Raw genomic sequence first — 23,305 nt, 5'->3', positions numbered from 1 at the left:
TTCGATTTTTCCGAGGGGCCCTGCCGATGTTACTGACCGAACACCGAAAGCCACGATCTGCTTTCCACCCGTTCTATGCCGCGCTGGCGGCAAGCATGCTTTCCACACCGATGGTTTACGCGCAAACCGACGAGGACGAAGACGAGGCCCCAGTTCCGCTGGCGCTCGAAGAAGTAGTCGTCACCGTCGAGCGAAAAACCCAGAGCCTGCAGGACCTCGCCGGTACGGCGGCTTCCTTCGACGGCGAATTCCTGAAGACCATGGGTGTACAAAACTTCCAGGACATGGACGGAGCGATTCCCGGGCTGTCCGTAGCCAACAACGGTGGCAACATCGAGGTCTACATCCGCGGCATCGGATCCAGCAACAACACCGAGCTGGGCGACCCGGCCGCTGCGACCCACCTGAACGGCGTCTACGTGCCGCGCCCAAGCGGCTTCGGATCAGCGTTCTTCGACATCCAGCGTGTGGAGGTCAATGTCGGCCCCCAGGGGACGCTGCGCGGCCGAAACGCGACTGCGGGCTCCGTCGACATCATTCCCTGGAAGCCGGGCATCGGCGTATTCGACGGCGCCATCGAGGCATCGGTCGGTAACTTTGGCGAATGGTCGACCGAAGGTGTGCTGAACATTCCCGTGTCCGACAACTCGGCGCTCCGCATCGCCGGCTACAAGCTGGAGCATGACTCCTACTACCGTGACGTCGGGCCGGCTAACGTTGGTGTCGCTGAAGCTGCCGACAACACGGGTGCCCGGATTACCTACCTGATTGAGCCCAACGATCAGTGGGCCATTACGCTGACCGGCGACTATATCTCTGAGCAGGGCACCGGTTACACCGGAACGAACTACGCCAACGCCCTGGGTAATGACATCCGGCCCGAGGACATCAGCAGCCCGCGAAACGTAATCGCCCGCGCCTTCGAGCCCATCGAAGATACCAAGCACTATGGCATCAAGGCCCAGGTTGATTGGGTTGGCGACCGGATCGGCGTTGAATTCATCAGCAGCTATCGCGATCTGGTTTATGACTACACCGCGGCCACGCCGCTGGCGCCGGACTATCCCGGCGTACTGGAGACGCTGCAGCCGTTCGACGAAAATTTCGACAACTTCTCTCAATTCCGTCTGATCACCGACTCTGAGTCTACGGTCAACGAGCTGCGCTTTTTTAACGTCGACGGCAGCGCTCTGGAATGGACCGCGGGCGTTTTCATGTTCGAAGAAGAGCAGCGAACCTTCCTGGGCTCTACCGGTGATCGCACCCTGTTCTTCTCCGGCAACGAGTTTAACCAGCGCACGGACACCGACAGTCTGGCCTTTTATGCTGACGGCACCTACAACTTCAGCGACCGTCTGCGGTTTACCGCGGGCGTGCGCTATTCCACCGATGAGAAGCAGCGCTTTGGCGTCAACGCCCGCTACGGATTCGCGCTGGGCGCAGGGGATTTTGCCTGCTGCGGCGGCGTTCGGGTCGGCACTGAAGGCTTTGAATTCGCCGAATTCGGTCGGACCATATTCAATCCAGACACCAATGGTGACGGCGCGACCTCAGATCAGGAGGTCATTGACTTCTACTTCGACGGCATTTCTCAGTTCGGAGCGCGCGACAATGTTGATGACGTCTTCGCCAATGGCCCTTTCGGCGGTGATGCGCCGCCAGAAGCACGTGCTCCCTGTCTGGACACTATCGCCAACGATTTCTGGAACTGCGCAGCAGACGGCCTGTTGACCTACGCGGTGCCGTTCCAGGGCGCGATCGCTCTGCAAAACGGTGCGCTGGACGCGAGCTTCACTGACTGGCGGGCGCGTATCGAATACGACCTCACTGACGATAATCTGATCTACGGCCTGATCGCTACCGGTAACAAATCCGGCGGCTTCAACGACAACATCCCGAACACCGAAGGCCTCGGTCCGATCAATACCGCCGGAAACGCGCCGGCTGCGTTCGACACCGAGACGCTGGCGCCAACCTATGATTCCGAGCAGGTGACCCTGTTCGAAATCGGGTCTAAGAACGAGTTCGTCTGGGGCGAGACGGTCACCCGTATCAACGCTACGGCGTTTTACTACGACTACGAGGACCTCGTGCTCAGCACGCTCGTATCAACCGCTCAGGTGCTGGATTTTGTCGGCGCCGACACCAGTGATCTCGATCCATCACTCACCGCGCAGGTGGTGAACTTCAACTTCAACGCCTCAGATGCCGAAATCTACGGCGCGCAGATTGAGGGAAGCTTCTTCTTCCCCGGCGACTGGAACCTGAACGCCACGCTCCTGTGGCTGGAAGCTGAGGTGAAAGACTCGCTGGAGATTCAGGACAGTCGTTTCCAGGCTGACGTGGCTCCAGATGATGCGGTGAACCGTTCCATCGCTGGCAATCGCCTTCCGCGCACGCCGGAAATTCAGTTCAACGCCTCGCTCAGCAAGAGCTGGTATCTGCCCACCGGCCGCCTGGACTGGATTACCTCAACCGGCTATCGCGACGACCAGTTCATGACGATCTTCAACAGCGAGGACTTCTCGCAGCCGGAAGACCCGCGCCTGCGCCTGAACGACCGCGTCGACTCCTACTGGACCACCGACACCGGACTCGCCTACGCTCACGGTGACGGCGAGAGCTGGACGCTCGAAGGTTACGTGCAAAACGTGACGGACGAGCAAAACGAGCAGGCGATCATTATTACCCAGTTCGACAACACTCGCTTTTTCCAGCGTCCGCGGACCTACGGCCTGCGTTTCCGCCTGAGGTTCTAAGTCAGGCCAACAAGGAATCAATCGGGTGACCAGTAACGCGACACCCAAGCCATCTGACCCGGTAGCCGAGCTGCTGGGTCAGATGACGCTGGAAGAAAAAGTTGGCCAGCTTAGCCAGCTCAACTTTACCGGTTTGAGCGACAAGCTCCGCGAACAGCTTGCGGCCGGCGAAATCGGCTCGCTGCTCAACGCCGTGGACCTCGAAACCATCAACGAGGTTCAGCGCGTTGCTGTCGAGGAGAGCCGGCTGGGCATTCCGCTGCTCATCGGACGCGATGTCATCCATGGCTTCAAGACCGTTTTTCCCATCCCGCTGGGGCAAGCCGCCAGCTGGAACCCGGACGTGGTTCGAGAAGGTGCCCGGGTGTCTGCTCAGGAGGCTGGTGCATCCGGGATACATTGGACCTTTGCGCCCATGCTCGACGTCTGTCGGGATCCTCGCTGGGGCCGGATCGCCGAGTGCCTGGGCGAGGATCCGTGGCTCGCGAGTGAGCTGGCGCGGGCCATGGTGCAAGGTTTTCAGGGTGAGGATCTGCGAAGGCCCGGTGCCATCGCCGCCTGCGCCAAACACTTTGCCGGGTACGGTGCCTGCGAAGCCGGGCGCGACTACGCCACCACCAATATTCCGGAAAACGAGCTTCGTAATGTCTACCTCCCGCCCTTCAAGGCAGCGGTAGACGCGGGCGTTGCCACGCTGATGGCCTCGTTCAGTGATCTGAACGGCATACCGGCCAGCGGCAATCGCTGGCTGATGACCGACGTGCTGCGCGGTGAATGGGGTTTTGAGGGTTTTGTCGTCAGCGACTGGGAGTCGGTCTCCCAGCTGGCGGTTCACGGCTTGACGGCCAACGACCGGGAGTCGGCGCAGGCGGCCACCGAGGCCGGTATTGATATGGAGATGGCGAGTCGAACCTATCATCACCACCTGCCAGGTCTTGTGCGGGATGGGCTGATCGACGAGGCGACGGTCGATGTTGCGGTAGCGCGAGTCCTCCAGCTCAAGTTCGATCTGGGGGTTTTCGATTATCCGTATAGCTACACCAAGGACTACCCGACACCGGCCAATCCCGAGCATCTGCAGGCGGCCCGTACGGCGGCTCGGCAGAGCCTGGTGCTGCTGAAGAACAAGGCGCAAACGCTGCCGCTGGTGCTCGACGAGATCGATAAACTGGCCGTGATTGGTCCTCTAGCTGACGACGGCTATGAACAGCTCGGCACGTGGGTTTTTGACGGTGACGCCAGCCTGAGTCATACGCCGCTCGCAGCGATCCAGGCCGTTGTCGGCAAGTATGCTGAGGTCCGCTCAGCGCCCGGCCTAAGCTACAGCCGGGGCCGGGAAACGGGCGGATTTGAGGCCGCAGTCGAAGCGGCCAAGTCCGCTGACGTCGTGCTGATGTTCCTCGGGGAAGAGTCAATCCTGTCTGGCGAAGCGCATTCCCGGGCTGATATCAATCTGCCTGGCGCCCAGGAGGCCCTGGTTGCCAAGATCTCGGAATTGGGGAAACCCATGGTGGTGGTTGTGCTGGCTGGACGGCCTTTGACCCTGGGGCCGGTCCTGGATCAGGCAAACGCGGTGCTCTACGCCTGGCACCCGGGGACCATGGGCGGCCCGGCGATCGCCGACGTGCTGTTTGGCCGCTACTCACCGCAGGGCAAACTGCCGGTGACGTTTCCGCGGGTGGTGGGTCAGGTGCCGATCTACTACAGCCAGAAAAACACGGGGAAACCTGCTACCCCGGATTCTTTTACGCCGATCGACGATATTCCACGCCGAGCCTCCCAAACCTCGGTGGGCAATACCTCGTTTCATCTGGACGCCGGGTACACGCCCCAATTTCCGTTCGGTTTCGGGCTGAGCTATACGCAGTTTGAATACAGTCAGCTTGAAGTCAGTTGCGCGTCAGTGCCGCTGGGAACCACCATCGAGGTCTCCGCTTGGCTCTCTAACACAGGCGACCGTGAGGGTACCGAGGTTGCGCAGCTGTACGTTCGCGATCTGGTCGGCAGCGTGACCCGTCCTGTCAAAGAGCTCAAGGGTTTTCAGCGGGTTACGCTGGGGCCAGGCGAGGCGACTCGCGTTGTGTTCGAGCTAAAGCCGGAAGACCTGGCGTTTTACGGCCGCGACAACCAGCTCCGCACCGAGCCCGGTGAGTTTCACGTCTTCATCGGCGGGGATTCAGCCACGGAGCTTCGCGCCGCCTTCGAACTCACCGCCTGATGGGTTGTCGATGAGTCCAGAAACCCGTTTCACGGCCAGGGTTGCGGCGATAGTTGCGCTCGGCGGTTTCCTGATGGGGTTTGACGCCTCGGTCATTTCGGGCGTCGTCGGGTTTATCGAAACCGAGTTTTCGCTGAGCAAGGTAGAGCTCGGCTGGTCCGTTGCCTCGCTGACCCTCACCGCGACGCTGGCCATGATGGTGGCTGGACCGTTGAGTGACCGGCTAGGCCGTCGCCCGGTGCTGTTCATTGCCGCCGCGCTGTTTCTGGGGTCAGCGATCGCCTCCGCTCTGGCCACCTCTTTTCTGGCGCTGGTTATCGCCCGCATGATTGGCGGTCTCGGCGTTGGCGCAGCGCTTATTATCGCGCCGATGTACATCGCGGAGATTTCCCCGGCCGCGATCCGCGGCCGGATGGTCTCCTTCAATCAGCTCAATATCGTGATCGGGATCTCGGCCGCCTTTTTTACGAATTACCTGATTCTGACGCTGAGCCAGAGCGATTCGTCTTGGGTCCAGTCGCTGGGGCTTGAGCAATGGTCCTGGCGCTGGATGTTGGGGCTGGAGGCGCTGCCGGCGATTCTCTATCTGGTGTGCCTGCCGCTGGTGCCTGAAAGCCCTCGCTGGCTGATGATGAAAGGACGGGAGGACGAGGCGCTCGCCATCCTGAGCCGCGCGGGTGGCGCGGCGCGGGCCAAAGCCGTGCTGGATGAACTGTCCGCTAGCCTTACTGAGGGAGAGGCGGAAACGAAAGCGCGCCTAGCGGACCTTTTCCGGCCCGCCATGCGGACGGTCCTGGCCATCGGGATTACCGTGGCCGTGCTGCAGCAGATCACCGGCATTAATTCGGTGTTCTTCTATGCGCCCATGATTTTTGAGCAATCAGGTATCGGCACCAACGCCGCGTTTATGCAGGCCGTGGCCGTCGGGCTGACCAATCTGGTTTTTACCGTCGCCGCCATGTTTCTGATCGATCAGCTTGGGCGGAGAAAGCTGCTTGCGGTGGGAGTTTCGGGAATCGCGGTCTGTATGTTCGTCCTGGCTTCGTCGTTCAGCGCTGCCACCTACCAGCTGACAAGTGACGCCATGGCGAGCCTGCCTCCCGAGGTCGATCAACGGGCGCTTGCCAACGCGGTGGGTGTCACCTACGACAGTGATCTTGTCTTCAAGGCGGCGATGACGGACGCGTTGGGTCCGCAGGTGTTCCAAGAGCACGAATCGGCGCTCGTCGCGGCGGCCATCGACATGAACGCGACCGTGGTCCTGCTGGCCATACTGGGTTTTGTCGCTAGCTTTGCGGTCTCCCTTGGGCCGGTGATGTGGGTTTTGTTTTCCGAGCTGTTCCCGAACACGATTCGCGGGCTGGCGATTTCTTTTGTCGGGTTGATTAACTCGGCGGTGAGCTTCGGGGTCCAGCTGGTTTTTCCCTGGGAGCTTGCGACGCTGGGTAACGCGGCAACCTTCATGATATACGGATCGCTGGCGGTGGTCGGACTTGTGGTGGTCTTGCGCCTGCTGCCGGAAACCAAGGGACAGACGCTGGAACAGATTGAACAAATGTTGGTGACTCCGCGAGTGAGTCATTCGTAAGGAGAGAAAGATGCGGAACTGGGCAGCAAACATTTTGACGGTCAGCCTCGCAGCGGCTTTGCTGACGAGCCAGGCGCTGGCGCAGCCGGTGAAAACCGAAGTCGCGGAGCGGGACGGTCGCTACACGTTTTTGCGTAACGGCGAACCCTACTTCATCAAGGGCGCCGGTATCGATACGGGTGATATCGCCAAGCTGGCTGTTCGGGGAGGCAACAGCTTCCGTAACTGGACGACGGAAAACGCCGGTCTGGTGCTGGATATGGCGCTTGAGCACGGGCTTACCGTCGCCCTGTGCTTGAATATTGGCCGCGAACGCCAGGGGTTTGACTACAACGACAGCGAGGCGGTAGCGGCACAGCTCGCGAAGGCTCGCGAGGAGGTGCTCAAGTTCAAGGATCACCCCGCGCTGCTTGCCTGGATCATCGGTAATGAGGTGAATCTGGAGTACAAAAATCCGAAGGTGTTCGACGCCGTCAACGACGTATCGAAGATGATTCACGAAGTCGATCCAAACCACCCGACCACCACCGCGCTGGCGGGATTCAATCAGGGGCTGGCTGACGCGATGAACCAGCGTGCGTCCGACCTGGATTTTATCAGCATTCAGCTCTACGGCGATCTGGTCAACCTGCCCAAGTACTTGCGTCAGACCAAATTTCAACGCCCGTACGTGGTATCCGAGTGGGGAGCGATCGGCCATTGGGAAATGCCTTCGACGTTTTGGAAAGCGCCGATCGAGCAGAACAGTTCGGAAAAAGCGGGCAACTACCGCATGATGCATCGCAAGGTCATTGCGTACGACTCCCCCCTGAACATGGGTTCCTACGTGTTCCTGTGGGGACAGAAGCAGGAGCGGACGTCGACCTGGTACGGCCTGTTCACCGAGACCGGTGAAAGCACCGAAGCGGTGGATGTGCTGGAGGAAGCCTGGACGGGCAAGCAGCCGGCAAACCGCGCGCCGCAGCTGAAGTCGTTGCGGCTCAACAATCGTACGGCCCACAACAACCCCCAGCTTAAGGTTGGCCAGGAGTACAAAGCCCAGGTCAAAGCCAAAGACCCCGACAAAGATCCGCTGACTTACCAGTGGCAGGTGCGCTTTGAGTCAAACGCCGATCAGTGGGGCGGCGACAAGGAGGTGATTCCGCCGCTGGTACCCGGTGTGGTCGACGGCGCAACGGGTGATCGCATCATGGTGAAGGCACCACAGCGTCCCGGCGCCTATCGGCTATTTGTCTACGCATACGACGGCCACGGCAACGCCGCGCACGCCAATATCCCATTTCTGGTTCGACCCTGACTCGGGGAAATCAGGCCAGGTCGCCCGCTGCCAAACGACCCAGCGAGAAATAGCCCTATGAAAGCTGACACGAACCCTGGCGGGGGCTCGACGGCGGTCGACTGGCTGACGCCCAGTCAGTCCAGCATCGTTCGCGAATGGCTGTCCCGCATGTCGCTGGACCAGAAGATTGGTCAGATGACGCAGACCGAGCGGATGGCCGCGGGGCCTGACGAGCTGAAGGCGTTTCACCTCGGCAGTATCTTGAGCGGCGCCGGGTCTCGCCCCGAGGGCAATACGCCTGCCGATTGGGTGGCGATGAACGACGCCTACTGGGCCGCTTCGATGGCAGCTGACGGAGACCACCTGCCGATCCCGTTGCTTTATGGCATCGACGCCATCCATGGGAACAACAACGTTCGCGGGGCCACCATTTTTCCCCACAACATCGGCCTTGGCGCGGCCGACGATGAGGCGCTGTTGGCTCGCGTTGCCGCGGTCACCAAACGCGAGATTTTGGCCGCCGGCGTCGAATGGACCTTTGCCCCAACCGTCGCGGTGGCCCAGGATTATCGCTGGGGGCGTACCTATGAAAGCTATTCGTCCGACACCGGTCTGGTCACCCGCTATGGCCAGCAATTTGTCACCGAGCTTCAGGGTGACCTGCAGGACGATAGCGTCATCGCCTGTGCTAAACACTTTATTGGCGACGGCGCCACGACTCACGGCATCGATCAGGGAGATGCCGACCTGACTGAAGCCAAACTGACGGCGACCCATCTCCCGCCTTTCAAGGCAGCGGTTGACGCGGGCGCGCTGACGGTCATGGCGTCGTTTAACAGCTGGAACGGCGACAAATGCCATGGGCACGAGTACCTGCTCTCCACGCTGCTGAAGGGCAAGCTCGGCTTTGACGGGCTGGTCATCTCAGACTGGGATGGAATCGATTATCTGAGCGACGACTACACCGAGGCGATCGCTCTTTCCGTGAATGCCGGCGTCGATCTGTTTATGGTGTCCGAAGAATGGCGCGAGTTTATCGCCGGGCTCAAGCGCAACGTTCTGGAGGGCCGGGTTCCGATCACCCGGGTGAATGATGCGGTCAGCCGGATACTCGGCGTGAAGGTCAAATGGGGGCTGTTCGATCGTCCCCGACCCGCCGAGCGGCCGTGGTCTGATCACGCTAGCTTTGGCTCAGCGGCGCACCGGGAGGTGGCCCGTGACGCCGTGCGCAAATCGCTGGTGCTCCTCAAAAACGAGGGTGACTTGCTGCCGTTGGAACCATCCGAAGCAATCCTGGTTTGCGGGCGCAATGCCAACAACGTCGGGCACCAGTGCGGCGGATTTTCCCTCGACTGGCAGGGCACCGACGGCAATTCGCTGATCGAAGGTGGAACGTCGATTTGGCAGGGGGTATCCGAGTATGCACCTGGCGCAGAGCTGAGCACCGATCCCTTAGCGGCGGACGCCGATCCAAACCGCCACAAGCTGGCGGTGGCGGTAATCGGCGAGACTCCCTATGCCGAGGGTATGGGTGACATCCGCGCCAGCGACAACGTGTTGGTGGAAGCAGGGTCCAGGATCCGTGGTTCGATGAAGGTGCTCGAGCCCTACGGCGGTTCCCTCGACCTGGCGAAGCTTCATCCAGAGGACCTGGCGCTGCTGCGGTCGCTGGCGGAGAGAGGCGTTCCGACGATAGCGATTCTCCTTTCGGGAAGACCGCTGGTGATTAACCCGGAGCTGGCTGCCGCGTCCGCTTTTGTGGCCGCCTGGCTGCCTGGGTCGGAGGGGAAAGGGGTTGCTGACGTGCTGTTCGGCGAGGTCGATTTCAGCGGCCGGCTGCCTTTCGCCTGGCCCGAGGACGAAAGTGACGTGTCCGTCGAGGGGATCAAAAACCCGCTGTTTCCGCGCGGTTACGGTTTGAGCATCGGCGGCTAGGCGTCAGGCCCAGCGGGCTATTGCGCAAGAATCCTCTGAACCCATCAGGGCGCTGGACCGGTGGACCGGCGTACCACCAGCTTCGAGTCGACCCTGATACCTTGGGTGGAATGCTGGCCGCTGATCTGCTGGAAGAGCAGCGTGGCGGCGGCTTTTCCCATCTCAAAAATGGGCTGGTTGATCGTCGTGAGCGGCGGCCAGACCTGCCTGGACAGCGGCGTGTCGTCAAAACCGGCGACCGATAGCTGGGTGGGAACGTCGATGTCGAATTCCTGAGCCACCTGAAGTACGCCGGCTGCCATGTCATCGTTGGCGGCAAAAATTGCGGTGGGCGGCTGGCGCCATTTCAGCAGCTTGCGGGCGCAGGCAACGCCCGAGTCGAAGGAGTTATCGCCCTGCTGCAGCGAAGACTTGGTAACGGGCAGTTCACTCTGCGTCATGCCGTCAAGAAAACCCTGCTCCCGGCCGCCCATCGCCCGATGGTCCGGATGGCCCTTCAGGTAGACGATCCGACGGTGGCCCAGCGACGCGAGGTAACGCGTCATTTCGGCGCTGACTTCGCGGTCGTTGGTCGTGACGCCGTCAGCGCGTCGGGTCCGGCCGGGCGAAATACGTACGACAGCTTTGCCCATCGACCGGAGCATTGTCGTGATCGACCGCAGCTCCGCCAGCGGGGGTGCTAGCAGCAGGCCATCGATGTTGGATTGCTCGATCAGCCGGCGGATCTCCTCAGCCACCAGCGGATCGCGGTAGTCCCAGGGATGGATCAGCAGGTCATAGCCCTGTTCCCGCGCAACCTGCAGCGCGCCGCCCTGCAGATTGGTCACGTAGCTGGCGCTGGCGTTCGGATAGGCGCTCGGATCGTCATACAACAGCGCAAAAAGATAGCTGCGGTGGCCGGCCAGTCTCCGGGCGGCCGTGTTGGGGCGATAGTTCAGCTGGGCAATCGCCTGCTGCACGTTTTCCCGGGTCGAGTCGCGCACGTTGGGCTCATGGTTCACCACCCGAGACACGGTCTTGATCGACACGCCCGCAATCAGCGCAACGTCCTCGATCGTTGCCGGAGTGTGGTCTGTGGACTTCGTCGCCATAGCTAGAAATTACCTGCCTCGCAGCGCGCGCGAACCCCACCATGCTCCCCACCGATGACAGCGTTGTCAAGATGTGGGATCCCGCGGTGGCGAACCTTCGACCAAACGTTGTCGTCCGATCCCGGCCGCTTGCGGAATAGTCGCTAGCTGTTGAATTATCCAGCCCGGTCGATCACCATCGGCGGGCATTAGAGGAGAGCCTGCAGCGCAGTGCGTCGCTCATCATGAACGCCACAGACCGACGGCCACATTACCGAGATTATTCAGACCTTGCGTTCTTTGACCCACTAAAGACACCCGTCTGGATCTTCGACGTGGATCGCCACAGCATGTGGTGGGCCAACCGGTCTGCGCTGTCCTTCTGGAAAGCCGACTCTATCGCAGCGCTTCAGGCGCGCGATTTTTCGACCGATAGCGAAACCGTTCGCCTCCGACTGAAGCGTATCGTGGAAGCGCCGGACCCGGCGAGCTCGGTTCGCGAGACCTGGACGCTTTATCCCGATCAGTCGCCGGCGACAGTTAACCTGGATATGCGTCCGGTGCTGATTGCCGAGAACCGCAACGCGCTGATGATCGAGGCCTCAGCTGAACTCGACCTGACTCAAAACCCTGACGCTCTACGTATCCTGGAAGCGGCGCGATCTTCAGCCATTTTGGTCAGCACCTTTTCCCTTGAAGGACGACTGCTGTCCCAAAATCCCGCCGCCAACGCACGTTATGCGGGCCTCGAGCCTGACTCAGGGCAGACCGAGCTGATGGGGCGCTTTGAGAACCCTAGCGTCGCCGAAAAGATCCTTGCTGCGGTGGCGAATGAGGGGCTGTTCGAGGGAGAGGTTGCGGTCAGGACCGCCTCCGGTATCCGCATCCACGACGTGATTGCGAGCAAGGGGCGCGACCCGGTATCGGGTGAGTTCGTGACGGTCCTGAACGAAGAAGATCGCACGCAAGAATCTCGGCTGCGCCGCGAGCTCGAGGCGCTCAACAACGAGCTGGAAAGACGCGTTCAGGAGCGGACCGAAGCTCTAGAGCAGGCCAATGAGAGTCTGAAGACCGAGATACGCGAGCGTCAGATGGTCGAGGAAAAGCTGCGCAGCGCGCAAAAGCTGGAGGCCATCGGGAAGTTGACGGGCGGCATTGCCCACGACTTCAACAATATTCTTGCTGTAGTGATGGGCAATGTGGATCTGCTCGACGGCCAGAGCGACTATTTTGACGAGGCTCGCAGCGCCATCCGAGAGGCGAGCGAACGAGGCGCTGATCTCACCCAACGTCTGCTCGCATTTTCCCGCAGGCAGCCGTTGTCTCCACAATCGATCAAGCTATCCGAGCTGCTTGAAGGAACGATTGAACTGTTGCGTCGTACGCTGGGCGAAACGATCAACATCGTCGTCCGCGACTGCGAGGACGAGTGGCCGATCTTTGCTGATCCCGGTCAGCTGGAAAACGCCATCGTGAATATTGCGCTGAACGCGCGCGACGCCATGCCCGACGGCGGCGAGCTGGCCTTCGCCTGCCGCAAGCTCAGCTTGCCTGCTCAGGCCTCGCCGACCTTCGAAGAGCTGGTCGCTGGGGACTATGTAGTGCTCAGCATCGCCGACACCGGCAGCGGCATGACCGCCGAGGTTCAAACCCAAGCTTTTGAACCGTTTTTTACGACCAAAGATGTCGGCCAGGGTTCGGGCCTCGGGCTGTCGATGGTGTATGGCTTTGCCCGGCAATCCGGCGGGCTCGCGCGGATTATCAGTCAATCCAAGACCGGTACGACGCTCGAACTGATTCTCCCGCGCTCTGAGGAATCCTACAGGGCACAGGCGCCAGCGCCAGTTGCCGCACAGCCGGCCCGCGGGGACGAGACTCTGCTGCTCGTCGAAGACAATGCTGAGTTGCTGAAGGTAACGCAGATCATGCTGGAACAGCTCGGCTATACCGTGTGTAGCGCGTCAGATGGGGAGGCCGCGCTGCGCCTCTTAGCCGGTGATCAGCCGATCGATCTGGTGCTGTCCGACGTCGTGCTGCCCGGCAGTCTGAGTGGCCCGGAGTTGATCAATCGAGCAAGGCGCCATCGGCCTGCGTTGAAAGCGGTATTCGTATCCGGCTATCCGAGAGAGCTCTTGGTGAACGCCGGATTTGACGCTTCCCGCGATCGTCTGTTGACCAAACCCTTCCGCCGGTCAGAGCTGTGTCAGGCGCTCCGCGAAGCCCTGGACTAAGACCGTCAAGATCGCGGGCGTGGATATCCTAAAGCGCTAATTGCCGCTGAGGCTACGATTGTGTTGCCCGTAGCGCCGGTAATAGGCGTTTTGGGTCTGCTCGGAGGAACGCGCGCTCTCTGCGAGGGTGTAGCAGTGCCGGGTGACCATGTGGGTTCCCGTCAGGCGTATTCGTTCGCACCGAACCTTCGGCTCTTCGCGGATATCGAGTTCACCGCCGGCTTCGTCGACCATTGCCAGGACCTGGTTCGAGACGATGGTGCCCTCTACTTCATTCATCGGACGTTTGTGCGTAGCGACGCAACCGGTAAGGAGCAGCAGCGTAAAGGGCAATAGCGTTCTTTTCATTGGTCAGTGCTCACGCCATGGAGGAATGAGTATACGGCAAAGGCGTTTGAGCTGGACGCCCGATCCTCAGCCGCGTATCCCGCCAGCTTCAGGCCCAGAGGTGCCGGTCTTTGTCGATGACCTGCGACGGGTTCCCAACGATCAGCGGGTCCGGGCCGCGAACCACGTGCTTGTCTTTGTCGGGGTAGTCCAGGCGCGACAGGAAGTGCTGCATACAGTTCAAGCGGGCCCGTTTCTTGTCGTCCGACTTGATGATCGTCCAGGGCGCGTCGGCGGTGTCGGTATAGAAGAACATGGCCTCTTTCGCTTCCGTATAGTCGACCCACTTGTCCCGGGAGAGCTTGTCGATGGGGCTCAGCTTCCACTGCTTCAGCGGGTCTTGCTCCCGGGCGGAGAAGCGGCGCTGCTGTTCCTGCTGCGTTACGGAGAACCAGTACTTAAAAAAGTGTATGCCTGATCGGGTCAGCATACGCTCCAGATCAGGCGCCTGGCGCATGAACTCCAGATATTCCAGCGAATCACAAAACCCCATCACGCGCTCGACGCCAGCGCGGTTGTACCAGGAGCGGTCGAAAAAGACGATTTCGCCTTTCGTCGGCAGATGCCGGACGTAGCGCTGAAAATACCACTGGCCACGTTCGTAGTCGGTCGGCTTCTCCAGGGCAACGACCCGGGCGGCCCGTGGGTTTAGATGCTCCATGAATCGCTTGATGGTGCCCCCCTTGCCGGCAGCATCGCGCCCTTCAAACAACACCACAATCCGCTGCCCGGTCTGCTTCACCCAGTTCTGAACCTTGAGCAGCTCAACCTGCAGCTCCTCCTTGTGCTGGTCATAGGTCGTTCGCCGAATCTTGGTCTTATAGGGGTAGGTGCCGTTTCTAAACAGGTCACGAATCCGCGATGGGTCGTGGCGAACTTCGCTGGCCAGCAGCGTTTCCACCGGCGGTTCCGGCGCCATGGCAGCGGGTTCGGCGGGTGATTCGGTCAGGGGCATTTTGTCGTCGAGCGTTGGCGCGTCCATGGGCATTCTTCTTGGGTGCGTTATGAGTTGTTGGTTTTCGCTCCAGATTCATCGCGACAGCTTTTTGGGTCAATAGGGGTTTACCGAACGCCTCTTGCGCTAAACGGACTAGACAAATTGCGTCGTGCGACCCTGCCCCGTGCATGAAGCTCTCGGCGTAAGGCGGAGCGGTGACGCTTTTCCGCGGCAATTCCGTAGAAAGAGGCTGAGAAACTCATTGACGAACGCTTATGCCGGTACAACCCAAGTGGCTTCCCGCTGCAATCGCTGCGGCGTTGGCGACGTCGCAGGCGACGCACGCTGCGGTAATTACGGTCGATTCACCCACCGATTTCTTCGTCGTTGGGGGCGCAGCTTGCACCCTGCGCACGGCGATTGCGGCCGCAAATAGTAATTCGCCCGTGTCGGGTTGTGTCGCGGGCGACGCGTTGGGTGTTGACGTTATCGAGTTCAGCCCTGACTTAACCAGCAGCACCATCTCGCTGCAGAACGGACAGCTTGAGATCACCTCGTCGCTGACCATCAACGCCTTGGGAGATTTACGAGGGGGCGTCACTGTCGACGCTGGAGGCAACTCCAGGGTTTTTCAGATCGATGATTCGGACGACGACACGGTCCAGCAGGTGACGCTGCGCGGCCTGACGCTGATCAACGGTTATGTCTCCGGGGCCAGCGGTGGCGCGATTCGGGTCGACGGCGAGAATCTCGTCTTAGAGAGCTGCACCTTGCGCGGCAACACGGCCGTCGCTGGCATGTCCGGCAACGGCTTCGGCGGGGCAATGGATATCTTCCGCGGCGAGGTGACGATTGTCGACAGCACCATCAGCGGAAATGCGGCAGAGCAGGCGGGCGGCGGAATCTCCACCGCCTTCGACCCGACGGTCACCCTGCTCAACACCGAGCTCAGCGAAAATGTTGCGAGGCTTGGCGGGGGATGGAGCACCACGTTTTTTAACGGCTACGCGAGCCTCACGATGACCGGCGGAACAGTTAGCGACAATACCGCCACGGAGGCTTTTGGTGGCGGACTCGCTTTTGTCGGAACAGCAGAGATCACTGGCGTAACCTTTTCCGGCAACGTTGCCGCGTCTGACGGCGGTGCAGCTCGCTTCTTCTTTCAGGACTCCGACGTCCAGCTGACCGGCGTCACCATGAGTAGCAACACCGCAAGCGGCAGCGGAGGTGCGATCGATCTTGACGAGGGCGTGCAGCTGAGCATCGTTTCATCGCTGCTTACGGCCAATGGCGCCACCGAAGGGGGTGGTGCCATACTCTCCCGGGGCGACGTCACAATTCTGGACTCCACCATTAGCGGGAACAGCGCTGGACCGGGCGGCGCCGCCGGTGGTGCCATCAATGTTGCCGATACCGGTTCGCTGTTCGTGGACACGAGTCGCATTGAAAACAACACAGCGGAAATCGCGGCGGGCATCCTATCGCGGGGTCCGCTCGACCTGGTGGACAGCAAGGTCAGCGGCAATACCGCGACGTCATTTGCCGGCGCGCTGTATACGCGTGACACGCTAAGCCTCACGCGAACCACCATCAGCGGCAACACGGCGTCAGACGGCGCGGCGCTGTTTTTGGCCGGCGATCAGACCGCCACGTTGACCAACGTGACAATCAGCGAGAACACGTCGGTGGGAGCCACATCGTCTTATCCCGCGGCCGTTTTCAGTCGTCCGCCGATGGTGATCAGCAACAGCACGCTGATCGACAACGCACCCAACACGGTTTTTAAAGACAGCCCAGCGCAATTTTGGTCCCTGACCAATACGGTAATCGCCGGATCGCCGGTACTGGATTGCGTCGACGCCATCACGCCGATCAGCGTGAACCTGAACAGCTTTATCGGGGACGGCACCTGCGCAGCTGGCGCCGTCGATCTGCTGACCGGTGACCCGCTGCTCGGGCCGCTGGCCAGCAACGGCGGTGTCACCCAGACCCATCTGCCGCTCTCAGGCAGCCCGCTGGTTGACGCCGGCACCAACGCCGACTGTCCGGCTGATGACCAGACGGGCATGCCTCGCTCGATCGACGGCAACGCTGACGATGATGCTGTGTGCGATATCGGCAGCGTGGAGTTTGTCGACCTGTTTCCCCCGCTGGCGACGCTGACATCCGCGCCCGACGTAACGGTTCCCGGAGAGAACGGCACACCGCTGGAGGTCACCTATACCGAGCTTGATGGGGCGGTGGACTTCGCCACGATCGACCCGGCAGATCTGACGGTCACGCCTGGGCCACTAACGGTCCAGGGTGTGGCTTTGGCGGGAACGCCTGACCGACTGGTGGCCACTTATACGGTGCTACCGCCGGGCGGAAGCTGGGACGCAGGTGACAGCGGAAACTACAGCGTTGCGCTCAATGCCGGTGAGGTGCTGGACCGCGCTACGACGGGAGCGAACCCCGTGCCTGCTGGTCCGCTAGGCGGCTTTAGCGTCGCGATTGTTGATCTGGACGTGACGGGCAACGGCGTTAGCATCGCTGACGGCGACAACGGTCCAACGCCGACGAACGGGACTGCGTTTGGGGGCCTTCCAACGGGCGCATCGCTGACCCGCAACTTTACGGTGCAAAACGTGGGCGGCGGTACCCTTACGCTGACGGAGCCGCTGGAGGTCTTTGGCGCAGGCTTCAGCATCACTCAACCGGCTGAGACAACCCTTGGGCCAGGTGAAAGCGCGACGTTTTCGGTGACGTTTGCTCCGTCGGTCACTGGACAGGTCACGGGCCAGGTCACCATCCTCAGCGACGATGCCGACGAAAATCCCTATACGTTTGCGGTCAGCGGCACTGGCTCTGACGACCCGCAGGCGGCGCTGATCTTCGCCGACAGTTTCGAATCACTCTGACCCGCCTCAAGAAAATGCGCTGTCTTGGGCTTCGCTGATCCCATTCTTATCGCTTGTCGTTTGTTCCTGGTGAGTCAGCCAACGCCGTTTCAACGATGCGAGAACAGAAAAGATGGTTAGCCATCGCCATTGCTGCCGCCTTGGCGGCACCGGAATCGTCGCGTGCTGCAGTAATTACCGTGAACTCCAACAGCGATTTGGCCGTGATCGGTGGCTCCACCTGCACGCTCAGGACCGCCATTGCTGCCGCGAATAACAACGTTCCGGTTGCCGGCTGCGTGGCCGGGGACATAGCCGGCGTTGATCAGATCGAATTCAGCTCAACGATTCCTGACAACACCATTTCGTTGATTCAGGGTCAGATCGAAATTTCCTCATCGGTCACCATCGACGCCGGCAGCGGGCCAAGAGGCGGAATCACCATTGACGCGGGCAACACCTCGCGAGTTTTTCGGATTCGTGACCCCGGCAGCGACACGCCTCGCGACGTGACCTTACGTTCGTTAACGCTAGTCAATGGCTATGTGACCGACGACAACGGCGGTGCGGTCATCAATGTTGGCGAAAATGTCACGATCGAGGCGTGCGCGCTGAACGATAACGAGGCCGACTTTGGCCTGGCCGGCATCGGCGGCCACGGGGGTGCCGTCCTGACGTCTGTCGGCGAGACGACCATGGTTGACAGCACCGTCAGCGGCAACATTGCCGAGCGCGGCGGTGGCGGGCTGGCTGTCGGGGGTGAGGCGACTCTGACCCTCACGAACTCGGTGCTCACCGGCAACATCGCGACCTACGGGGGCGGCATCGCCAGCGTCTTTGTCTTCGACAACAGCCCGGCTCGCGTCGTGATGACCGGAGGAGCCCTGAACGACCATGCGGCCGCTGAGGGCGGCGCAATTTTTTTCCGCGGCTCGGCGGAGTTTAGCGGCGTTACCATGTCGGACAATGCGGTGCAGATCGACGGCGGAGCCATCTCCTTCGATGCGGTTGGTAGCGAGGCGCAACTCACCGACGTTGTGCTGAGCGGCAATACGGCCGGTGATGACGGCGGCGCGATCGCGGTGAAGAACGGCGCACAGCTAACGCTGACCCGGTCGCAGGTCGACAACAATTCTGCTGCGGCTGACGGCGGCGGAGCGTATTCAACCGGCACGTTATTTGTGGAGAACTCCACGATCAGCGGCAATACGAGCAACCGTGGCGGCGGCGTGCGTTTGTCCGCCACCGGAACGCTGGGTATCACCAACAGCGAAATCACCTCCAACGAAGCGACGCTGGGTGGTGGCATCGATACCGCAGGGCCAACCGAGTTAACCGACTCGATCTTTCAAGCCAATACCGCTACCGGCAGCGGCGGCGCGATGTATGGTCGTGCCGGTTTCGCCGTGAACGGCAGCACCATGAGCGATAACACGGCGTCGGAGGGCGGGGCGATTTTTACGCTGACCAGCGAAACCAGTCAGCTCACCAATACAACCATCAGCGGGAATACGGCGACAGGCTCCGGCAACCTGTTTCCCGCTGCCGTTTACGCCTTTGCACCCATCGTGCTCACCAACAGCACCATCGTCGGCAATACGCCTAACGGGATCACCAAGGCCAACAACCTCGTTGACTTCTGGTCGATCACCAACACGGTGATTGCTGACTCCGCTGAGAATGACTGCGTCGATGCCATCATTCCGTTGGACGTCAATGTGGCGAACTTTATCAGCGACGGGAGTTGTGCTGTCGGAGCGGTAGATTTGCTGGCGGGAGACCCTGTTCTGGGAGAGCTCGGGGACAATGGTGGGCCAACGCCAACCCACCTGCCGCTGTCTGGCAGTCCACTCGTGGACGCCGGGACCAATAGCGTTTGTCCGGCCGTGGACCAGACTGGAATGCCCAGGCCTGTCGATGGCGATGCTGACGACGATGCGGACTGTGATATCGGCAGCGTGGAGTTTGTCGATCTGTTTCCGCCGCTGGCCACCCTGACCTCGGCGCCTGACGTGTTGCTGCCCGGTGCGACCAGCTTTCCGCTGGAGATCACCTACACGGAGCTGGATGGGGCAGTGGACTTTGCCAGCATTGATCCTGCAGACCTATCGGTGACTCCAGGCCCGCTGACGGTTCAGGATGTCGATCTAGCCGGGACCCAGGGCCAGCTAGTAGCAACTTACACGGTGCTGCCGCCCGGCGGGGCGTGGGACGCTGCCGACAGCGGCGACTACAACGTTGCGGTCAACGGTGGCGAGGTGTTTGACACCGCCACCACCGGCCCCAACTCTGTGGTGGGCCGTTCCCTCGGTGGCTTCAGCGTAGCGATTGTGGAAATCGACGTCGTCGGCAATGGCGCCAGCATCGCTGACGGCGACGCCAGCCCCGGCCCGGCTGACGGCACGGCATTCGGTGACGTGGGAATCGGCGCCTCGCTGAACCGGACGTTCACGATTCAAAATACGGGCGGGGGAACACTCTCGCTTGCGTCGCCGCTGGAAATCCTCGGCACCAGTTTCAGCATCACCCAGCCCGCCGAAACCTCCCTGGGGCCGAGTCAGTCGACGGAATTCAGCGTTAGCTTCACACCAGAATCCTTAGGGCAGGTCATTGGCCAGGTCACCATCCTGAGCAACGACGCCGACGAGAACCCCTACACGTTTGCAGTCAACGGTACGGGCTCGGACGACCCGCAGGCGGCGCTGATCTTTGCGGATGGCTTTGAGTCGCCGTAACGGCGGGCGGGAAATCCCCTTAACGGGCGCTGCGATCAAGCCGGTCTCTGAGCTGCGCAGGTGACTGGTAGCCTTGGATCAGCTCGCCGCTGGGAAGCACAAGATTGGGTGTGCTGACGGCGCCCAGCTTACGCGCCAGCGCCACGTGTTCGTCGAGACTTTGGCGGCAGGCAGCGGTTGGAGCCGCGCCGCTCCCGCTTGGCTTGCCCAACATGGCCGCCGCGACGGCGGCCGCCGGGTCGTCGGAGCAGAGCAGGGCCGCGGTTTGTTCGTAGCCATCGCCTCCGCCTGCCGGCAGCATCACATACTGGATGTCGATACCGGCGGCCAGGTATTCATCCAGCTGCTGATGGAGCTGCCGGCAAAAGGTGCAGTTGATGTTGGTGACCACGGAAATGCCTGTTCGTGGCGCAGAACCGTTCTCAGAAAAGTGGATGGGGACGGCGAGGTCCACGTCCTGCAGCAGCGCCTTTCTGGCCTCAGCCTGGCTCGCGGCGGTCAGGTTTTGCTTCGTTTGCAAATCGTAAAGCGGGCCCGCCAGCAGGTAGCGCCCGTCTTCGCTCAGGTAAAAGATCTGCGTTCCAAAAGACAGCCGGAAATAGCCCGGCAGGACGGCTGCCTCCAGGTCCCATTCGTCGTCGGACGCATTCGGAAACAGTCCCGCGGCGACCTCGCGCAGGCGCGGATCGGGGGCGGCTGGCGTCGCAGGCTCGGCCGCTGGGAAAGCGGACAGCAAAATCAGAAGTGGTGCGAGCATCGTGGAGTCATGGGTTTTGAACACCACCCAAGGTCACACGTCAGGCCCGAAAAGGCACCTCAAAAGATCTCAAAGAGCCGGCTGAGGTCAGGCGGTTGGCCGAAATGCGTCGGATTTGGCCGCTTTGACAGGCTCGGTTTCGCCGAGCAGCGGATCGCAGCCATTTTGTCCACTCTCAGCAGTCATGAGCGTCTCCGGGTTCTGGGTCGGCCGCAGCGCCTCGGGAAAGTGCTGCTCGCTTAAGTCTGCGGCGGCAATCAGATCCACCAGGCGCTGTCGTGCCGCGCTGGCAGCGCAGGCAAAACCTTCGGAGGAGGCCTTTTCCCAGGCCGACTGCGCCCAGTCGAACGCGGGGTTCGGAACGCCGGCGGCCTCGTCGAGACGACTGAGGAGTCCCATAACGCTGACCTGCAGGTAGGCCAACTCCTGGTCGACGGTTCGAACATACAGGTGCTGCGCTTCGGTTCTGGCCTGGTCCAGCAGCCCGGCAGCGAAGAGCGACTGCGCCAGCAGCAGCTGCGCTTCGCCGAAGTCGGGATCCTCTCTCAGCGCCACGCGGAAGTAGTCCGCGGCGCGTTCAGGCGAGCGGTCTAGCGTCGAGATGCCCAGCTGAAACGCCTGGACTGACGGAGAGAGGGGTAGTGTGGTTTCGGCGTCCTTTTCTGCGCCGCCATGGAATGCCGCGACGCCTATCGACAGCGCCAGCGCGGCGGCCAGAGCGCGCACCGGCATCCAGCGATGGTGTTTCGGCGATGCGACGGGAGCGCGTGAATCGACGGGGAGGCTCCAGGCATAACCGCGGTTCGGGTAGGTGACGATCGGCTTCAGCGGCGCGAGCAGGCTTCGCAGCTCGCTGATGGCCTGAAACAGATTCTGATCGGCCACCCAGCGATCGCCCCATGCCGCTTCCAACAGCGAGGCTTTGTCGACGAGCTCGCCCGGGCTGGCGAGCAGTCTTTTGAGGACAACCGCAGTCTTGGGCCGCAGCTTAACCGGCAGTCCACGGTAAAGCAGCGTTAATGCCTCGGGACAAAACTCGTACTCATCAAAGTGCAGTGGCGCCATGGCTACTCCTGCTGCCGGGCCGAATGGTTGGCTACAACGACGACCATACCCCCAAAACCAGGCAGTTTGCACCACACGGCTGGCGTTTTATTCCAGTGGGCGGTTCGAGCGTGGCGCGCCGCAAGAGCATTTTTACGGCGAAATCGTTCACGAACGGCACCTCGTCACGCTGCACGGCCCACCAGTAGCTGCCGAAGGATCCATACGGGAATTCCACGATAATGATTTCGCGGAGGGTTTCGGTACCGTAAATGCTAGGCCACGCCACCAGTGCCGAACTCACCCTGGCGCGATGGAGCAGTGGCGAATAGCAGGCGGAGAAAAGGTGCCAGTAATGAACGAAATCAAGAACATCCTCGCTGTGGTCAATCCGGATCGGGACACCAGCTTTTCGGCGCTGCGTGGAGCGGCGCTGGCCAAAAACTTCGGCGCCAACCTGACGCTGGTGAGCGTGGTGTATGAGTCGGGCCTGGGCACCGGTGTCGACTTCGAATTGTTTCACCAGGTCCGAGGTGACGGCGATCGCATCGAGATCCTGAAGGCAGCACGCGAAAACTTGGAAAAGCTTGCGCAGACGCTGGACCTACCGTCCGACCGCGTAACGGTGGATAGCCTTTGGGCGCGTCCCTTTGAGGACGGCGTTCGTGAGGCGATCGGTTCTTACAAGGCAGACCTTGTCTGCATGGCGCCGCGTGACGACCGCAGCCGCAAGCTGAGCCGGGCGGAGTGGCATCTGATTCACGGCAGCAGCGTTCCGATCCTGCTGGTGAAGGGCAGCACCTGGGCAGACCCGGCGGTGATCGCCTCGAGCCTCGATCCCACCGCCGTGGACCGGGGCGAGACCGGTATCGATCATCAGATTCTCGGCTGGGCCAGCCAGTTTGCTGACGCCTGTGGTGGACTGGAGATTTACCACGCCATGCATCAGGTACCCGGCGCCATCGGTATCGCTGAAGACCCCGAGGTTTACATGGCCGAGCTGGAAAAAAGCCGCCGGGCACTCATCGAAGAATTGCTCCCCGATGACCTGTCAAAAGCGCCAGTCATTCACTGCGCCGCCGTCGATCCGGACCGAGGCATTCTCAATTTCTGCCGCGAGCGGCCCGTCGACCTGATGGTGATGGGGGTCTTTGCCAGAAGCCGGCTGAAAGACTTTCTGATCGGCAGCACCGCACGAAAGCTGCTGCCCACGCTTTCCTGCGACGTGCTGGCGGTGCCGGCAGGACGAGCCTAGTGAGAGGAGGGGTTCCCCGGTCGGCGGCTTGTTCCGCAGACTAGACGTTAGGCTTCCGTCGACTCGGACACAAAACCCTTCCAGTTGTCCGTGTCGAGGATCTGCGGCGTGTATTTTTCAAAGCCCTTCAGCGCGCCGGGCGGCAGGTCGTCAAAACCGGCGACCTTGCAGCCGAAGCCGCGCGCGATGGTACCCCCGGCCTGATCCCCCATATTCATGTAGGGCTGCCAC

Annotated in this window: 15 protein-coding genes; 9 read left to right on the top strand and 6 right to left on the bottom strand. The window is 61.3% G+C overall.

Annotation, left to right across the window (positions count from 1 at the left end):
- Positions 1-95 precede the first annotated feature (95 nt).
- The 5 genes from AAF358_25140 to AAF358_25120 are packed head-to-tail and all read left to right on the top strand — an operon-like array spanning position 96 to position 9,779.
- Positions 96-2,759, top strand: coding sequence for a TonB-dependent receptor (locus AAF358_25140; protein MEM7708859.1), 2,664 nt, complete (start codon positions 96-98; stop codon positions 2,757-2,759).
- A 25-nt stretch (positions 2,760-2,784) separates the two neighbouring features.
- Complete coding sequence (locus AAF358_25135; protein MEM7708858.1) at positions 2,785-4,977, top strand: glycoside hydrolase family 3 N-terminal domain-containing protein; 2,193 nt, start codon at positions 2,785-2,787, stop codon at positions 4,975-4,977.
- Between the two features lie 10 nt (positions 4,978-4,987).
- Positions 4,988-6,565: a sugar porter family MFS transporter gene (locus AAF358_25130; protein ID MEM7708857.1), complete on the top strand. Its 1,578-nt coding sequence runs from the start codon at positions 4,988-4,990 to the stop codon at positions 6,563-6,565.
- A 10-nt stretch (positions 6,566-6,575) separates the two neighbouring features.
- Positions 6,576-7,862 (top strand): glycoside hydrolase family 2 TIM barrel-domain containing protein, encoded by a 1,287-nt coding sequence (locus tag AAF358_25125; GenBank protein ID MEM7708856.1) that lies wholly within the window; start codon positions 6,576-6,578, stop codon positions 7,860-7,862.
- Between the two features lie 57 nt (positions 7,863-7,919).
- Positions 7,920-9,779 (top strand): glycoside hydrolase family 3 N-terminal domain-containing protein, encoded by a 1,860-nt coding sequence (locus AAF358_25120; GenBank protein ID MEM7708855.1) that lies wholly within the window; start codon positions 7,920-7,922, stop codon positions 9,777-9,779.
- Positions 9,780-9,823: 44 nt separating this feature from the next.
- On the opposite strand, the gene AAF358_25115 is transcribed toward AAF358_25120, so the two are convergent.
- Positions 9,824-10,870: a LacI family DNA-binding transcriptional regulator gene (locus tag AAF358_25115; protein MEM7708854.1), complete on the bottom strand. Its 1,047-nt coding sequence runs from the start codon at positions 10,868-10,870 to the stop codon at positions 9,824-9,826.
- Positions 10,871-11,094: 224 nt separating this feature from the next.
- Here AAF358_25115 and AAF358_25110 point away from each other — a divergent pair, with 224 nt between their 5' ends.
- Positions 11,095-13,080, top strand: a complete 1,986-nt coding sequence (locus tag AAF358_25110) for a response regulator (protein MEM7708853.1) — start codon at positions 11,095-11,097, stop codon at positions 13,078-13,080.
- Positions 13,081-13,116: 36 nt separating this feature from the next.
- Here the strand turns inward: AAF358_25110 and AAF358_25105 are convergent, their stop codons facing one another.
- Positions 13,117-13,428, bottom strand: coding sequence for a hypothetical protein (locus AAF358_25105; GenBank protein ID MEM7708852.1), 312 nt, complete (start codon positions 13,426-13,428; stop codon positions 13,117-13,119).
- Positions 13,429-13,516: 88 nt separating this feature from the next.
- A complete protein-coding gene (ppk2, locus tag AAF358_25100) occupies positions 13,517-14,386 on the bottom strand; it encodes a polyphosphate kinase 2 (protein ID MEM7708851.1) in 870 nt (289 codons plus the stop codon).
- A gap of 293 nt (positions 14,387-14,679) precedes the next feature.
- Here ppk2 and AAF358_25095 point away from each other — a divergent pair, with 293 nt between their 5' ends.
- Together AAF358_25095 and AAF358_25090 are read left to right on the top strand one after the other, a co-directional pair.
- Positions 14,680-17,304 (top strand): choice-of-anchor D domain-containing protein, encoded by a 2,625-nt coding sequence (locus AAF358_25095; protein ID MEM7708850.1) that lies wholly within the window; start codon positions 14,680-14,682, stop codon positions 17,302-17,304.
- A 179-nt stretch (positions 17,305-17,483) separates the two neighbouring features.
- Positions 17,484-20,018: a choice-of-anchor D domain-containing protein gene (locus AAF358_25090; GenBank protein MEM7708849.1), complete on the top strand. Its 2,535-nt coding sequence runs from the start codon at positions 17,484-17,486 to the stop codon at positions 20,016-20,018.
- Positions 20,019-20,037: 19 nt separating this feature from the next.
- Here AAF358_25090 and AAF358_25085 read toward each other — a convergent pair whose 3' ends face one another.
- On the bottom strand, positions 20,038-20,775 hold the full coding sequence (locus tag AAF358_25085) for a DsbC family protein (GenBank protein MEM7708848.1): 738 nt from the start codon (positions 20,773-20,775) through the stop codon (positions 20,038-20,040).
- An 87-nt stretch (positions 20,776-20,862) separates the two neighbouring features.
- On the bottom strand, positions 20,863-21,840 hold the full coding sequence (locus tag AAF358_25080) for a winged helix-turn-helix domain-containing protein (protein MEM7708847.1): 978 nt from the start codon (positions 21,838-21,840) through the stop codon (positions 20,863-20,865).
- Positions 21,841-22,174: 334 nt separating this feature from the next.
- Here AAF358_25080 and AAF358_25075 point away from each other — a divergent pair, with 334 nt between their 5' ends.
- On the top strand, positions 22,175-23,074 hold the full coding sequence (locus AAF358_25075) for a universal stress protein (protein ID MEM7708846.1): 900 nt from the start codon (positions 22,175-22,177) through the stop codon (positions 23,072-23,074).
- A 47-nt stretch (positions 23,075-23,121) separates the two neighbouring features.
- Here AAF358_25075 and AAF358_25070 read toward each other — a convergent pair.
- Positions 23,122-23,305: DUF1838 family protein (locus tag AAF358_25070; protein ID MEM7708845.1), on the bottom strand; the 184-nt coding region annotated here is incomplete at its 5' end.

It is taken from the genome of Pseudomonadota bacterium, assembly GCA_039033415.1.
In the GTDB taxonomy this organism is placed as follows: domain Bacteria; phylum Pseudomonadota; class Gammaproteobacteria; order Xanthomonadales; family SZUA-38; genus JANQOZ01.
Note: the sequence above shows the minus strand (reverse complement) of the source record. Positions and strands in the feature narration are given on the sequence as shown.

Excerpts from the sequence above, each read along its gene's own strand:
- AAF358_25140 (MEM7708859.1), top strand. The coding sequence starts at position 96 with ATGCTTTCCACACCGATGGTTTACGCGCAAACCGACGAGGACGAAGAC.
- AAF358_25130 (MEM7708857.1), top strand. The coding sequence starts at position 4,988 with ATGAGTCCAGAAACCCGTTTCACGGCCAGGGTTGCGGCGATAGTTGCG.
- AAF358_25125 (MEM7708856.1), top strand. The coding sequence starts at position 6,576 with ATGCGGAACTGGGCAGCAAACATTTTGACGGTCAGCCTCGCAGCGGCT.
- AAF358_25120 (MEM7708855.1), top strand. The coding sequence starts at position 7,920 with ATGAAAGCTGACACGAACCCTGGCGGGGGCTCGACGGCGGTCGACTGG.
- AAF358_25115 (MEM7708854.1), bottom strand. The coding sequence starts at position 10,870 with ATGGCGACGAAGTCCACAGACCACACTCCGGCAACGATCGAGGACGTT.
- AAF358_25110 (MEM7708853.1), top strand. The coding sequence starts at position 11,095 with ATGAACGCCACAGACCGACGGCCACATTACCGAGATTATTCAGACCTT.
- AAF358_25105 (MEM7708852.1), bottom strand. The coding sequence starts at position 13,428 with ATGAAAAGAACGCTATTGCCCTTTACGCTGCTGCTCCTTACCGGTTGC.
- ppk2 (MEM7708851.1), bottom strand. The coding sequence starts at position 14,386 with ATGGCGCCGGAACCGCCGGTGGAAACGCTGCTGGCCAGCGAAGTTCGC.
- AAF358_25095 (MEM7708850.1), top strand. The coding sequence starts at position 14,680 with ATGCCGGTACAACCCAAGTGGCTTCCCGCTGCAATCGCTGCGGCGTTG.
- AAF358_25085 (MEM7708848.1), bottom strand. The coding sequence starts at position 20,775 with ATGCTCGCACCACTTCTGATTTTGCTGTCCGCTTTCCCAGCGGCCGAG.
- AAF358_25080 (MEM7708847.1), bottom strand. The coding sequence starts at position 21,840 with ATGGCGCCACTGCACTTTGATGAGTACGAGTTTTGTCCCGAGGCATTA.
- AAF358_25075 (MEM7708846.1), top strand. The coding sequence starts at position 22,175 with ATGAACGAAATCAAGAACATCCTCGCTGTGGTCAATCCGGATCGGGAC.